The sequence below is a fragment of the Streptomyces bottropensis ATCC 25435 genome (assembly GCF_000383595.1).
Taxonomy (GTDB): domain Bacteria; phylum Actinomycetota; class Actinomycetes; order Streptomycetales; family Streptomycetaceae; genus Streptomyces; species Streptomyces bottropensis.
This window is the reverse complement of the sequence record NZ_KB911581.1, coordinates 485,131-499,151: the sequence shown is the minus strand read 5'-3', so window position 1 is coordinate 499,151 and position 14,021 is coordinate 485,131. Positions and strand designations below refer to the sequence as shown.

General features: G+C 71.9%; 14 protein-coding genes. 6 read left to right on the top strand and 8 right to left on the bottom strand.

Going from position 1 to position 14,021, the window contains the following annotated elements; translation table 11 throughout:
• Positions 1–116: 116 nt before the first annotated feature.
• The 3 genes from STRBO_RS0102285 to STRBO_RS0102275 all read left to right on the top strand — a co-directional run bounded on the left by STRBO_RS0102285 (position 117) and on the right by STRBO_RS0102275 (position 2,098).
• Positions 117–704: a hypothetical protein gene (locus STRBO_RS0102285; RefSeq protein WP_237547732.1), complete on the top strand. Its 588-nt coding sequence runs from the start codon at positions 117–119 to the stop codon at positions 702–704.
• 272 nt (positions 705–976) lie between these two features.
• Entirely contained in the window at positions 977–1,567 is a 591-nt protein-coding gene (locus STRBO_RS0102280) for a YciI family protein (RefSeq protein ID WP_005483756.1), read from the top strand.
• 78 nt (positions 1,568–1,645) lie between these two features.
• Positions 1,646–2,098: a hypothetical protein gene (locus STRBO_RS0102275; protein ID WP_005483755.1), complete on the top strand. Its 453-nt coding sequence runs from the start codon at positions 1,646–1,648 to the stop codon at positions 2,096–2,098.
• A gap of 4 nt (positions 2,099–2,102) precedes the next feature.
• Here STRBO_RS0102275 and STRBO_RS0102270 read toward each other — a convergent pair whose 3' ends face one another.
• A complete protein-coding gene (locus tag STRBO_RS0102270) occupies positions 2,103–2,702 on the bottom strand; it encodes a GbsR/MarR family transcriptional regulator (protein WP_005483753.1) in 600 nt (199 codons plus the stop codon).
• A gap of 134 nt (positions 2,703–2,836) precedes the next feature.
• On the opposite strand from STRBO_RS0102270, the gene STRBO_RS0102265 reads away from it, so the two are divergent.
• The 3 genes from STRBO_RS0102265 to STRBO_RS44355 all read left to right on the top strand — a co-directional run bounded on the left by STRBO_RS0102265 (position 2,837) and on the right by STRBO_RS44355 (position 6,002).
• The gene (locus tag STRBO_RS0102265; protein ID WP_005483752.1) at positions 2,837–3,763 is read left to right on the top strand and encodes an ABC transporter ATP-binding protein; all 927 of its coding nucleotides are present in this window, start codon (positions 2,837–2,839) and stop codon (positions 3,761–3,763) included.
• Positions 3,760–5,427 (top strand): ABC transporter permease, encoded by a 1,668-nt coding sequence (locus STRBO_RS0102260; protein ID WP_005483750.1) that lies wholly within the window; start codon positions 3,760–3,762, stop codon positions 5,425–5,427. Before STRBO_RS0102265 ends, STRBO_RS0102260 begins: the two co-directional genes overlap by 4 nt.
• 260 nt (positions 5,428–5,687) lie before the next feature.
• On the top strand, positions 5,688–6,002 hold the full coding sequence (locus STRBO_RS44355) for a hypothetical protein (RefSeq protein WP_237547768.1): 315 nt from the start codon (positions 5,688–5,690) through the stop codon (positions 6,000–6,002).
• Positions 6,003–6,093: 91 nt separating this feature from the next.
• Here the strand turns inward: STRBO_RS44355 and STRBO_RS0102255 are convergent, their stop codons facing one another.
• From STRBO_RS0102255 to STRBO_RS39845, 7 genes are all read right to left on the bottom strand, one after another.
• Positions 6,094–7,311, bottom strand: coding sequence for a cytochrome P450 (locus STRBO_RS0102255; RefSeq protein ID WP_005483745.1), 1,218 nt, complete (start codon positions 7,309–7,311; stop codon positions 6,094–6,096).
• Positions 7,312–7,372: 61 nt separating this feature from the next.
• Positions 7,373–8,038, bottom strand: a complete 666-nt coding sequence (locus tag STRBO_RS0102250; protein WP_028796421.1) for a response regulator — start codon at positions 8,036–8,038, stop codon at positions 7,373–7,375.
• Positions 8,035–9,384 carry a sensor histidine kinase gene (locus tag STRBO_RS0102245; RefSeq protein WP_005483742.1) on the bottom strand — a complete coding sequence of 450 codons (1,350 nt, stop codon included), beginning with the start codon at positions 9,382–9,384 and terminating at the stop codon, positions 8,035–8,037. The genes STRBO_RS0102250 and STRBO_RS0102245 overlap by 4 nt, the downstream gene beginning before the upstream one ends.
• A 136-nt stretch (positions 9,385–9,520) precedes the next feature.
• Positions 9,521–10,195, bottom strand: coding sequence for a response regulator (locus STRBO_RS0102240; RefSeq protein ID WP_005483741.1), 675 nt, complete (start codon positions 10,193–10,195; stop codon positions 9,521–9,523).
• The gene (locus STRBO_RS0102235; protein WP_020665481.1) at positions 10,192–11,547 is read right to left on the bottom strand and encodes a sensor histidine kinase; all 1,356 of its coding nucleotides are present in this window, start codon (positions 11,545–11,547) and stop codon (positions 10,192–10,194) included. The genes STRBO_RS0102240 and STRBO_RS0102235 overlap by 4 nt, the downstream gene beginning before the upstream one ends.
• 10 nt (positions 11,548–11,557) lie before the next feature.
• Complete coding sequence (locus tag STRBO_RS0102230) at positions 11,558–12,796, bottom strand: acyltransferase family protein (protein ID WP_005483737.1); 1,239 nt, start codon at positions 12,794–12,796, stop codon at positions 11,558–11,560.
• Positions 12,789–13,544: an alpha/beta hydrolase gene (locus tag STRBO_RS39845; protein ID WP_020113707.1), complete on the bottom strand. Its 756-nt coding sequence runs from the start codon at positions 13,542–13,544 to the stop codon at positions 12,789–12,791. The genes STRBO_RS0102230 and STRBO_RS39845 overlap by 8 nt, the downstream gene beginning before the upstream one ends.
• Positions 13,545–14,021: the final 477 nt, after the last annotated feature.

Sequence of the window (14,021 nt, the reverse complement as noted above, 5' to 3'; positions counted from 1 at the left end):
AGCCCTGTATTCGCCCTCGTCCCCGGCCCTCTCGAAATGACAGCCGAATTGGCCGTCATTACGTTCGTTCTCGTCGGCAGGTCCTGTCGATGAGAACGAAGAGAAGGGGAAGTGCATTGCGCACTCGTAAAGTCACGGTGATCGCCGCCTCCGTCGGCGTGGCAGTCGCGGCCGCCACAGGTGTCACGTACGCCAGCTCCGCTCTGGAGTCCGCCCCGAAGACCACCTCGCTCGTCCAGGACGCGGCCCCCGTCGCCCCCCGCGGCGGCAACGGCACCGGCACCGAGGCCGGCTCGAACGCCTCCTCCGACCCCGGGGGCAAGGAGAACTGGGGCGGCAAGGAGAGCTGGGGCGGCAAGAAGGGCGAGGGCCGGGGTGAGAGCCGTGGCGAGGGCCGGGGCGGCAACTGGGAAGAAGGACGGATCTACATCAACGAGCGGTCCTACTCCGCCGACCCGGGTTCCTGCATCGCCGTGGTCAATGTGAACAGCCTGTTCGTCCCGCCGCTCAACAGCACCAGCTTCAACATCCGGAACGAAAGCGACCGGACCGTCGAGTTCTACAACGGGGTCACCTGTGACAACGGCGCTCCCGCCGCCACGGTCGGCCCGCGCAGCTCCAGCAACTCGGTGGCCGGACAGCAGGAGCTGCGGAATCTGGCGATCGTGGGCAGCTTCCGCGTGATCAACAACGGCCACCACTGACTCCGGAAACGGAGGCCTGAAGACCTCGTCGCACCAGCGGAAACCCCGGCTCGCCGTAATCGAGCCGGGGTTCCGGCACGTGGCATCCCGCTGGGAGATGACCTCCCCACATTAATCCGCAAGCGTCCGCGCGGACCATTCGCGGTTCCTGTTGTTACTCCTGCCGGGTTGCCGTCGGGTTGCCACCGGGGTGTATTCCGTCCTCGCCCGTCGGCGAGGGCGCGGCCCAAAATCCTGTTGAGGTGGCGTCGACGGGAGACGAGGCTTCCGCCATGGAGTTCTTCTGCTATCACCGCGACCGCCCCGGTTCCCTCGATCTGCGCGAGGAGCTGGTCCAGGCGCACTGGTCCTACATGGACGGGTACGCGAAGGAGCTGATCGCCCGGGGCCCGACCTTCGCGGAGGACGGAGAGACGCCGTCCGGGAGTGTGCACATCGTCGACCTGCCGGATTCCGCCGCGGCGCGGGCCTTCGCGTTCGACGAGCCCAACCAGCAGGCCGGCGTGTTCCGGGACGTGCTGCTGCGGCGGTGGCGGAATCTGCTGGGCCGCACGATGTGGGAGTTCCCGGGCGGTCGGAGCGGGGGCAACCGGTACCTGGTGCTCGGCCTCGGCCTCGGTCCCGGCACCGGCACCGGCACCGGTTCGACGGGCTCGGCGGGCTCGGCGGGTCCCGTCGTACCGGCCGCGTGGCGGGACGAGCTGATCGCGTACGGGCCGCTCCTGTCCGACGACGGCACGGCCTGGCTGGGTACGGCCGCGCTGGTCCGGGCCCCGGACGGGGACGCGGCGCGTGCCGTACTGGCCGGGGAGCGGTACGCGGACGTCGAGGTTCATCCGTGGGAGTTCGGCGGGCGGCGCTGACGCGGACGCCGACACCGACGCCGACGCGGGGGACAATAATTCGTTGACAACAAGTTGTTTGTATTGCAGGCTGTTCGCATGCCGTCAACACCTCCACAGCCGAGCGACCCCTTCTCCCCCCCGAGCGCGGACGAGGCGCGGGCCCAGCGCGTCTACACCTCCCTGTTCCGCATCGCCGAGCGGCACGCGGCCACGGACGAGCAGCGCCGTCGCCAGGTCCACCCGCACGTCCTGCATCCCCAGGAGGCGATCAGGCTGGTCTCGTACCTGCTCAGCGGGGCCGCCCTCCTCGACGACGGCGAAGCCGAGGTCGACCGCGCCGACATCACCGCCGCGCTGACCCTCATCCCCCTCGCCCGCGGCGAGATGGACGAGCTGGAGGTCGGCCTTCTCGACATGGCCCGGGGGCGCGGCATGACCTGGCCGGAGATCGCCTTCGGCCTCGGACTCCAGACCCCCCAGGCGGCGAGGCAGCGCTACGAGCGTCTGGCGAGCCGTACGGAGACGGGCCCGGAGAAGACGGCCGGATAGCCGGTCAGCCTCGGGGGAACAGCTCGTCGCGGCGGGCGCGCCAGCGCCGCATCATGGCCTCGACCTCGGTCTCGACGAACTCGAAGAAGGCGAGGGTCTCGGCGAGCCGGCGCCCCGCCGGGGTGTCGGCGCCCAGGCTGGCCACACCCTCGCGCAACGACTCCTCCCAGCGCTTGATGATGGCCTCGCGGTTGGTGAGAGCCTCGTACCACTGGTCGCTGTGGACGCGGTAGCGCTCGCGGCGCGAACCGGGCTCGCGCTCACGGGACACCAGGTGCACCTGGGCGAGGTAGCGGACGGCTCCGGACACGGCCGCCGGACTGATCCGCAGCTGTTCGCCCAGCTCGACCGAGGTCAGCGCGCCGGTGTCGGAGGCGAGGAGCGCGGCGAAGACCCGGGCCGGCATGCGGGGAACCCCGGCCTCGACGAGCTGCGCCGCGAAGTTCTCGACGAAACGGGAGACCGACTCGGCGTTCCGCCCCAGCCCCAGGCCCTCCGACTCGGCCCCCACGGCGGCTGCCGCCCCGGCTTCCAGTCCGGCTTCCAGTCCGGCTTCCAGTCCGGCTTCCACCCCGGTCTCCGCTCCGGCCTTCGGGTCCGTCATCCCTGCTCACTCCCTCGCCGGTCGTCGCCGTCGCGGTATCTGATCTCCCCTGGTCAGACAGCACGGCCAGCCTACCGGCCATTCACACCCTTCCTTAACTTCACAAATTTCTGAAGTAAGCGTACGTTCTGAACATGACGAAGGCCCCTCCCGCTCTTGAGGTATCCGGACTCCACAAGTCCTTCGGACGGACCCACGCGCTCGACGGCCTCGACCTGACCGTCGAGACCGGCGAGGTCCACGGCTTCCTCGGCCCGAACGGCGCCGGGAAGTCCACCGCCATCCGCGTCCTGCTCGGCCTGCTCCGCGCCGACTCCGGCGCCGTACGGGTCCTGGACCGCGACCCGTGGGCGGACGCCGTCGAGGTGCACCGCCGCATCGCGTACGTCCCCGGCGACGTGACCCTGTGGCGGAACCTGTCCGGCGGCGAGGTCATCGACCTCTACGGGCGGCTGCGGGGCGGGCTGGACGCGGGGCGCCGCGCGGAACTGGTCGAGCGGTTCGAGCTGGACCCGACCAAGAAGGGCCGCACCTACTCCAAGGGCAACCGCCAGAAGGTCGCCCTCGTCGCCGCCTTCGCCTCCGACGTGGACCTCCTCATCCTGGACGAGCCGACCTCGGGCCTGGACCCGCTGATGGAGGAGGTCTTCCAGCGGTGCGTAAGGGAGGAGCGCGACCGGGGCCGCACGGTCCTGCTGTCGTCCCACATCCTCAGCGAGGTCGAGGAGTTGTGCGACCGGGTGAGCATCATCCGCAAGGGCGTCACCGTCGAGAGCGGCTCCCTCGCCGAACTGCGGCACCTCACCCGCACCACCGTCACCGCCGAACTCGCCGGTCCACCGAGCGGCCTGGCCGGCCTCCCCGGCGTCCACGACCTCGACGTGCGCGGCCATCGCGTCCACCTCCAGGTCGACACCGACAAGCTCGACGCCGTCCTCCGCTCCCTGACCGACTCCGGCGTACGGTCCCTGACCTCCACTCCCCCGACGCTGGAGGAACTGTTCCTGCGGCACTACCAGGACGACGCGCGGGGCACCCGGAGGGAGGCGGTCACGCGATGACCGCCGTCACCACCGAACCGGCCGACCCCACGGGACCGGGCAAGCGCGGCGAACCGTCCGCGTCCGCCGCCTCGTTCGCCGCCCGGTCCGGCGGGGCCCGGCCACTGGCCGGCACAGGGACCCTGGTGCGGTTCGCCCTGCGGCGCGACCGTGTGATGGTCCCGGTCTGGGTCGCGGTGACCGGACTGATGGTCCTGTCCATGCCGAACAGCCTGCGCAGCCTGTACGGCACCGCCGCCGAACGCGCCGACCTCATGCGTCAGATGACCTCGAACGCGTCGCTGCGCGCCCTGGTCGGCCCCGTCTTCGACGACTCCCTCGGCGCCCTGACCGCCTGGCGCGTCGGCGTCTACGCCGGTCTCCTCGCCGCCGTCATGAGCCTCCTCGTCGTCATCCGCCACACCCGCGACGAGGAGGAGAGCGGCCGGCAGGAGCTGATCGCGTCGGGCATGGTCGGCCGGCGGGCGCCGCTGACGGCCGCCCTGCTCACGGCAGCCGTCGCGAACGGCGGCCTGGCGGCGCTCGTCACGCTCGGCCTGGCCGGACACGGGGCGGTGGGCGCGGCCGCTTTCGGGCTGGGGATCGCGGGCGTCGGGATGGTGTTCGCGACGATGGCGGCGGTCGTCGCGCAACTGACGGAGAGCGCCCGGCTGGCGCGGGGGCTGACGGCGGGGGTGCTGGGCGGGGCGTTCGTGTTGCGGGCGGCCGGTGATGCTTCCGCGAACGACGGTTCGTCTTTCTTGACGTGGGTGTCGCCGCTGGGGTGGCTGGAGAACGAGCGTTCGTTCGCGGACGAGCGATGGTGGGTGCTGCTGCTGTTCATGGCGGCGACGGCGCTCCAGGGCGCGGTGGCGTACGAGCTCGCCGGGCGCCGCGACGTCGGCATGAGCTTCCTGGCGACCCGTCCGGGACCCGCGGACGGCCGACTGGGCACGGCCGGCGCGCTGGCCTGGCGGCTGCAACGCGGCAGCGTCCTCGGCTGGAGCGTCGGCTTCTTCCTCGCCGGGCTCGTCTACGGCGGGCTGGCCGAGGGCGCGGCCGACTTTGTGGGTGACAACGAAGGCGCCCGCGAGATCTTCGAGCGCATGGGCGGCCGGTCCGGTCTGACCGACGCGTTCCTCGCCTCCATGATCAGCATGCTCGGGCTGATCGCCGCGCTGTACGTCGTCGCCACCGCGCTCCGCCTGCACGGCGAGGAGACCTCCGGCCGCGCCGAACCGCTGCTGGCCAACGCGGTGGGCCGGGTCCGCTGGGCCGCCGGGCATCTGGCCGTCGCCTTCGGCGGAACCTTCTGGATCATGCTTCTGGCCGGTCTCGGCTTCGCCCTCGGCCACGGCAAGGAGGTCGGCCCCATCCTGGGCGGCTGCCTCGTCCAGGTCGCCGGGGTGTGGGTCATCGGCGGCGCCGCCGTCCTGCTGTACGGGCTCACGCCCCGAGCGGCACCGGCGGCGTGGGGCCTCGCCGGAGCCGTCCTCCTCATCGGCTGGATCGGCCCCGCGCTCGACGCCCCCCGCGCCGTCCTCGACCTCTCCCCCTTCGGTCACCTCCCGAAGCTGCCGGGCGGGGAGATGGAGTGGACGCCGGTGCTGGTCCTGACCGGGATCGCGGTGCTGCTCGTCGCCGGGGGTCTGGCCGGGCTGCGGCGGCGGGATCTCAGCAGCTGAGGGTGGGTCGGAGGCGGTGGGGTGGGGCGGCGCGGGCGGCTTCACCGGGCCGGGGGGCGCTCGTACGCTTCGGGGCGGGTGGGAGTCGGGCGCCACGCGCGGTGCCGGGAGCACGTGCCTCCGGCCGGGAGAACCGGGGCGGGAGAACCGGGGCGGGAGAACCGGGGCGGGAGAACCGGGGCGGGAGAAGGCGCGTCCCTCCGGTCATGGACCGGCCGGGGCAACCCGGAGCAGCGGGTGGGCGGGCAAGGGGGCGCGGGTTGGATCGGCAGAGCGTCGCGGGGTGTGGCGGGTGCGCGCTGTCGGCGGTGGGCGCGGTGGCCGCGACGCTCGCCTGGAGCACCTCCGACCGCACGCGACGCCACCTCGGGGGCGGCTTCGAGGGCGAGGGCACGGACTACACCGTCCTCGCCACCGAACTCCCCTTCGCCGCCCTGGCCGGAGCCGCCCTCCCGGCCGCCGTCTGCCTGGCGATCGCGTGGCTGTGGGCTCGGCGAGGGCGGTCGGAGGCCGGATCGAAGTCGCGGTCGGGTGCGGGCCCTGGTCCTGGTCCAGGACCAGGACCAGGTGCGTGACCGGGTTCGGAGCGGGGGCCGGTTCCGGAGCGGGAGCCGGGGGACGGGGTCTGGCGGTGAGGGCCCGGGACGGAGCCTGGCGGGGGGGGTCTCAGATCTCGACGGTCAGGCCGTCCAGGCCCCGGATCACGAAGTTCGGCTTTCGGGTCGGCTCGGTGGCGAGGGCGAGCGTCGGGGCCTTCCTCAGGAGGGCCGTCATCGAGGCGGCCAGTTCGATACGGGCGAGGGGGGCGCCGATGCAGTAGTGGATGCCCGCGCTGAAGGAGATGTGCGGGTTCTCCTGGCGGGTGAGGTCCAGCTTCTCGGGGTCCGCGAACACGGACGGGTCATGATTCGCCGAGCCGAACAGCATCGCGATCTCCGCGCCTCGCGGAACCGTCGTCCCGTCGATCTCGATGTCGTCCAGCACCCACCGCTCGAACAGCTGCAGCGGAGTGTCGTACCGCATCAGCTCCTCCACCGCCGTCGGCACCAGCGAGTGGTCCGCGCGCAGGGCCGCCAACTGCTCCGGGTTACGGAACAGCGCCCACCAGCCGTTCACCGTGGCATTCACCGTGGCCTCGTGGCCCGCGTTCAGCAGCAGCACACAGGTGGAGATCATCTCCTGCTCGGTGAGGCGGTCGCCCTCGTCGTACGCGGCGATCAGGCCCGAGATGAGGTCCTCGCCCGGCTCGACCCTGCGGTGCGCGATCAGCTCCCGCAGGAACTCCGAGAACTCCACCGACGCCCGCACCGCCCGCTTCGCCGTCTCGTCCGAGGGGCTCAGCTCGTACATCCCGCAGATGTCCGCCGACCACGGCCGCAACTGCGCCCGGTCCGACTCGGGGATGCCGAGCATCTCGGCGATCACCGCCACCGGCAGCGGCTCCGCGACGTCCGTCAGCAGGTCTCCCCCGCCGGCCTCGACCAGCCCGGCCACCAGCTCACCGGCCAACCCCTCCACGTACGGCTTCAGCTGCTCCACCGTGCGCGGGGTGAACGCCTTCGACACCAGCCGCCGGATCCGTGTGTGGTCCGGGGGCTCCAGGTCGAGCATCCCGTGGTCGTTCAGCGTGTGGAACGGCTCGTGCTCCGCAGGCGGAGCACTCCGGCCGAAGTCCTCGTGCGTGAACCTGTGCTGGTACGTCCGCCCGAGCCGCCGGTCCCGCAGCAAAGCCGAGACGTCCGCGTGGTGCGGGACGAGCCACTGGTTCGTGGGCTCGAAGTACCGCACCCGGCCCCGGGCCCGCAGCTCCGCGTAGGCCGGGTACGGATCGGCCACGAAGGCGGGGTCCCACGGGTCGAAAGCAAGGTCCGAAGCAGCTGCCATGGAGCGACGCTAGCCCGGTTCCCCCGTTCTGACCAGGGGTGTCCTGCCGGCCAGGGGTCTCTCAGCCCGGCGTGACCAGTCTCGCCTCGTACGCGAACACCGCCGCCTGCGTACGGTCGCGCAGGCCCAGCTTGACCAGGACCCGGCTCACATGGGTCTTGATCGTGGACTCGGCGACCACCAGGCGCTCGGCTATCTCCAGGTTGGACAGGCCCTGCGCGATGAGGACCAGGACCTCCGTCTCGCGGTCGGTGAGTTCGCCGTACGCCAGCTGGGTCGCCGCCGAGGGGCGGGGAGCCTGGACCAGTTTGGAGAACTCCGTGATCAGTCGCTTGGTCACCGACGGGGCGAGGAGTGCCTCCCCGGCGGCCACCACACGCACCCCGTCGGCCAGTTGACGGGCGGAGGCGTCCTTGAGGAGGAAACCGGAGGCTCCCGCGCGCAGCGCCTGGTACACGTACTCGTCGAGATCGAACGTGGTCAGGACCAGCACCTTCGCCCCGCCGTCGGACGCCACGATCTCCCGGGTGGCCTCGATGCCGTTCAGCTCGGGCATCCGGATGTCCATCAGGACGACGTCCGGCGACAGCTCCCGGACCCGGTCGACGGCCTCCCGGCCGTTCACCGCCTCGCCGACCACCTCGATGTCCGGCATCGCGCCGAGCAGCACCGAGAAGCCCTCGCGGACCATCATCTGGTCGTCGGCGATCAGCACGCGAATCGTCATGCGTCGGTCTCGCTCACACTGGACACCGGCAGGAACACCGTCACCTCGTAGCCTCCGTCCGCCGTCTCACCCGTCGTCATCTCGCCGTTCAGCATCGTGACGCGCTCGCGCATGCCGGTGAGGCCGTGGCCGGTGCCGTGCGTGGACTTCGCCAGGCTCACCTCGGGGGACGCGCCGTTGACTATGCGCAGTCCCAGTCCGCCCAGGACATAGCCGATCTCCACGCGGGCCGCCGCGCCCGGCGCGTGCCGCAGGGTGTTGCTGAGGGCTTCCTGCACGATGCGATAGGCGGACAGCTCCACGCCCTGCGGGAGCTCACGGACCGCTCCGGTGACCGCCTTGTCGACCGTGAGACCCGCCTCCCGCACGTTGGCGAGCAGGCCGTCGAGGTCGGCGAGGGTGGGCTGCGGGGCGTCCGGGGCCTCGTAGTCCTCGGCGCGCACCACTCCGAGCACGCGGCGCAGCTCGGTCAGCGCGGCCACCGCGTTCTCCCGGATGGTGGCGAAGGCCTGCTCCAGCTCGGGCGGAGGGTTCTCCACGCGGTAGGGCGCGGCCTCGGCCTGGATGGCGACGACGGACATGTGGTGGGCGACCACGTCGTGCAGCTCGCGGGCGATCGTGGTGCGCTCCTCCAGGAGGGTGCGCCGGGAGCGCTCGTGCTCGGTCACCGTCTGCTGGGCGGTCACCTCGCGCTGGGCCGTGCGGCGTATGGTCAGCGCGGAGGCCGCCAGCAAGGACATGGCGGAGACGACGAGCAGCGGGAGCGTGTTGTTCGACGCGTAGTGGCTGTCACCGAGGATGGTCTCCAGGAACGCCCCGTACACCGCGGTCAGACACCACATCCAGGCGGCCACGCGCGGCCGCGTGCGCAGGGCCACCACCGTCATCACCACGAGGTGCGTCGCGAAGCTGCCGGCCGTCCACGGCCAGTCGTCCCACAGATCGCTGCCCAACGCGGTCAAGGGGGCCGCGATCAGAGACATCCAGAAGGCCGCCACGGGTCTGATCATGGTCAGCAGGACCGGAAGCAGAGCGAAACCGGCAGCCACCATCGCGCCGAGTCCGCCTCCGTCACGGGAGGAGGCGGCGATGGCCATCGAGAGCAGGCCGGCCATCACCACGACCGCGTGCGGGGCCCAGGCCACGTAGTCACGCACGCGGCCGGAGAGCCGGCTGGTGAACAGGCCGTCCATCTTCATCGGGGGCATCGGCCGGTAGGCGAACCCGTCGTGGAACAGGTCCTGCCGCAGCCTGCGCCACGCGTCCATCGCCACCCGGAACTCCGGGCTGCTCGGGCTGCCCCCGCCGCGTGAGGGCCTCGTCTGCATCTGGGTCGTCTCGGTCACGATGAAAACGGTAGGCGGAGGGCGGGTGTGCCGTCGTCACCAGTGAGGAGGGTCTGCCCAGGTCCGTCTCAGGTACTACGGGTCGCCCGGCAGGACGGGCCGACAGTGCCTCTCCGCGCCGTCCTGCCCGCACGGCTCAGTAACCCGTGGGGCGCACCAGGCCCGATTCGTAGGCGAAGACCGCCGCCTGGGTGCGGTCGCGGAGGCCCAGTTTGACCAGAATGCGGCCCACGTGGGTCTTCACGGTCTGCTCGGCGACGACGAGCCGCTGGGCGATCTCGGCGTTGGACAGGCCCTGCGCGATCAGGGTGAGCACCTCGGTCTCCCGCTCGGTCAGGTCGCCGACGCGGGCCTTGAGCGGGGCGCGGGGTGTGGTGCCGAGACGGGAGAACTCGGCGATGAGGCGGCGGGTGATGCCCGGTGCGAGCAGGGCGTCCCCCGCCGCGACGACCCGTACCGCCTCGGCGAGCTGGTCGGCCGAGGCGTCCTTGAGGAGGAAGCCGGACGCGCCGGCGCGCAGCGCCTCGTACACGTACTCGTCCAGGTCGAAGGTGGTGAGGACGAGGACTCTGATGTCCGGGCGCTCGGTGGTGATGCGACGGGTGGCCTCGATGCCGCCCAGCTCGGGCATGCGGATGTCCATCAGGACGACGTCCGGGGTGAGTTCGGCGACCTTGTCGATGGCGTCGAGGCCGTGCACCGCCTGGCCGACCACGTCGATGTCGGGCTGGGTGTTGAGCAGCACCGAGAAGCCCTGCCGGACCATCTGCTGGTCGTCGGCGATCAGTACACGGATGGTGCTGCTCGTCATGGACTCGTGTCTCCTGTCGTGTCCGGTGCCGGCTGTGAGAGCCGGCCGCCGGGGTCGCCGTCGCGGGGAAGGAAGGCCACGACGGCGAAGCCGCCGTGGGAGGTCTCGGCCGCCGTGAGGGTGCCACCGAGCATCGCGGCGCGCTCGCGCATACCGAGAAGCCCGTGGCCGGCGCCGGGGGACGGTGGGGCCTTGCGGGCGGGACGGGAATTGATCACCCGTACCTGCAGACCGCGCGGGAAATGGGTGAGCTCCACACGGACGGTGGAACCGGGCGCGTGGCGCAGGGCGTTGCTGAGCGCCTCCTGCACGATCCGGTACGCCGACAGCTCCACGCCCGGCGGCAGCGGACGCGCCTGTCCGTGGATCTCGGTGACGACCGCGAGTCCCGCCGCGCGGGTGTTGTCGATGAGCGCGTCGAGACGGTCCAGGGTGGGCTGCGGGGCGTGCGGGGCGACGCCCTCGGTGACACCCGCTATCGCGTGCGGATCGTCGGGGCCGGCGCCCGGTGGGTACTCGGAGCGCAGAACGCCGAGGACGCGGCGGAGTTCGGTGAGGGCCTCCAGCGCGTTCTGCCGGATGCCGTGGAGATTCTCCTTCAGTTCCTCGGACGGGTTCTCCACCAGGTACGGGGCGACCTGGGCCTGGATGGAGATCACCGACATGTGGTGGGCGACCACGTCGTGCAGCTCGCGCGCGATGCGGCTGCGCTCCTCCAGCACGGTGCGGCGGGCCCGCTCCTCGGCGGTGATGCTCGTCTGCTCGACGAGCAGGCTACGGGCCTCACGGCGGCCGCGCAGAGCCCCGCCGAGGAGGGTGACGCCCGCGAACATCGCCATCGACAGCGCGCCCGACGGCTCGTGGTTCCGACCGCCGACGACTTCCTGAAGGACGTACGTGACCAGTGCGGTGAGGGCCAGCACCTCGGCGGTCACACGGGTGGGCAGCCGCAGCGCGAGCAGGAACAGCACCATGGCGTGAGCGAAGATCCCGGGCCCGCTCCACGGCCAGAAGGGCTCGTCCGCCGCCACATCGAGGACGCGGGCGCCCAAGGCCGCAACGACCATGACCGTGGTCGACAGCCACCACGCCGGGACGGGCCACCACAGCGCGAGCGACACCGCCACTCCCTGCGTGGCCGCGCACAACAGGCCGTACTCCGCGCCCAGTCGGTATCTGTCGACCATGTGGTCGGCGCCGGCCAACGTGGTGCCGAAGGCGACCAGGAAGACCATGCCGTGCGGCAGCCAACGAAGCCAGACCGACGGGGGCAGCGGGCGGAGCGTGCCGTCCCACAGGTCCTCGCGCAGCACCCGTAGGCCCCTGGTCAGCCGCTTCTCCACCGTACTCATCCGCACCACCCTAGGCATGAGGAACCGCCTCGGTCTCCGAATTCCTCGACGGCCGTGTGCTGTCGGGCCGCCGCTGGACGCGCACCACGCGGGAGCCCTCGCGGGTACGGGGGCGGCGCTTCTCGTAGCTGTGGAAGGCCGCCCGGCAGAGCAGCAGTGCCAGGGCGAACACCGGCAGCCAGGCGAGACGGGCGACCACCCAGCCGAGGTCGTCGGGGAGGGTGTGCAGGCCCGGCAGTCGGCCTGCCGTCAGGCCGGTGGCGGTCGTCGCCATCATGGCCGTCTGGTGCCAGAGGAACAGGGTCATCGCCGAGAGGTTGACGACCGCCACGGCGGCCCAGGCCACCGGCCGCCGTCGCAAGGTGCGGCGGAGGGGGCCGCGCAGCAGGAGCGCCAGGCCGCACTGGGCCAGGCCGAAGGTGACGGCGGCCAGGGTGGGCGGGTTCAGGTTGGAGATCTGTGCGCCGGGGACGCCGACCATGGACGCCGGGTAGCCGGCCCAGATGATCAGACCCGCCGTCGCCGCGGTGCCGGACACCAGCAGGGCCCAGCCCGCCCGCCGGCGCTCCAGCTCGCCCCGGGTCCAGGCCGCGCCCAGCGTGTAGGGGACCAGCCAGCCCGCTGCCAGGTTGATCCAGCCGAGGCCCTGCGGGCCGCCGAGGCCGAAACGAATGAGATCCACATGGAGGACGACGGCCAGGGGCCAGAGCGGGTTGAGACGGATCAGCAAGGGCGTCGCCGCCGTCAGGGCGGCGAAGACCAGGAGGAACCACAGCGGGGACAGGGCCAGTTTCAGCAGGGTCTCGACCGTGTCCATGCGGGTGCCCGTGGCCAGGAGGGCGATCGTGACCGCCGTCCAGAGGGTCAGAAGGGCGGCGACCGGCATGAACAGACGGGTCAGGCGGGCGCGCAGCCACTGGGTGTAGGGGATGCCACGTGCCCGGGCCGAGGTGTGGCTCTTGGTGGCTACATGGCCGCCCACCAGGAAGAAGACGGCGAGGGTCTGGAAGATCCAGGAGACGGGGGCCAGTTGGGGCATGTGCTGGAGCGGGCTGGTGGTGTGGAGCGTGTCGCCGTCCGCGACCAGGGCGGTGACCAGCCAGTGGCCCAGGATGACGCCGAGTATCGCGAGGGCCCGCAGGGCGTCCACCGCGCGGTCCCGGTGGGGTGGGGTGGCGGCGTCGATGTGCCGGACGGCCCGGCGGGCGGTCGTACGGAGAGCCGTGAGCTTGAGATTGCGGTCACGCATGGGTGACCTCCGCGCGGGCGCCCAGGGTGATGTGGGCGAGGTTGTCGAGGGACGTGGAACCGGGGGTGAAGTAGCCGCTGTGGCCCGCCTCGCCCGCGGTGAAGACGCGGGCGCCGAAGGAGGGGGACGTGGGGTCGGGGCCGAAGCCGACGGTCGTGCCGAAGAGGTCGGCCCGGGTGTGGGGGACCATGCCGATCCAGTCGTCCGTGCCTCGGGCCGCCCATACGCGTGCCGAGGTGCGCAGGCCGGCCGCGCTGTCCGCGCCCGTGCCGGGGCTGCCGATCAGGGCGACGTCGTCGACGCCGTCGAGACCGGTGACGGCTCGGGCGCACACGACCGTGCCGTAGGAGTGGCACAGGACGGTGAGGCCGGCGGAGTCGCCCACCAGGGCGCGCAGTTCGCGCAGGAACGTGCGCAGGTGTGGGGCCGCCTGTTCGGCTCGGGTGGGGGTGAGGACCGTCGTGCTGATCGTCCCCGGGGTTTCGTAGCCGAGCCAGGCGATCACCGCTGTGTCCGGGCCCGTGCGGTCGTGCAGGGCCTGCGCGGCTCTGTGGAAGCGGTGGTAGGTGTCCAGGCTCGTGTCCGAGCCCGGGACCAGGACCGCCAGGTGGTCGGCCTTCAGCAGGTCGCCCAGGACCTCCACGGCCTGGCCGGGGCCTCGGCCGTCGAACATCAGGAGCCTGCGGGTGGGTGCGGCGAGCCACCGGTCGGTCGCTGCTCGGCTGCGGTCCCCGTGGGCGTCGGCCATGCGGGCCGCCTCCGCGGCGTTCGCACGGTTGGCCTCGTACGTCGACCGGAGTGTCGTCGGGGTCGGCGCAGCGAGCGGAGCCGGGGGTGGAGCCGGGATCCGCGGTCTGGCCGCGGCGGAGACCGGGGCGACCACGGCCGTCGCCACGAGGAGGGCGAGCAGCGTGCGGCGCAGCCGGGACGACCACGACGGTCGGAGGCGGGACGTGAGGCGCCGAAGGCCCTTCGGTGTGGGGGACGGTCGCGGTGGCCGCACCGTGGGGCGTGGTTCCGTGGGTGGCCGGTGATCTGCCTCCGGCCATGTCGCGACCCCCATGTGACCCGTCCCTTCCCTGCCGGACCGCCCGTCCATCGGGCCGCCCTGGCAAGGAAGTTATGGAACGAGGACCGTCGTTGGCGTCCCGCCGGGGAGCTCACCTGGGATGTAGCTCTCAGGTATTACGGGTATCAGCGGGGAGGGGCGAGCATGGTGCCCCGG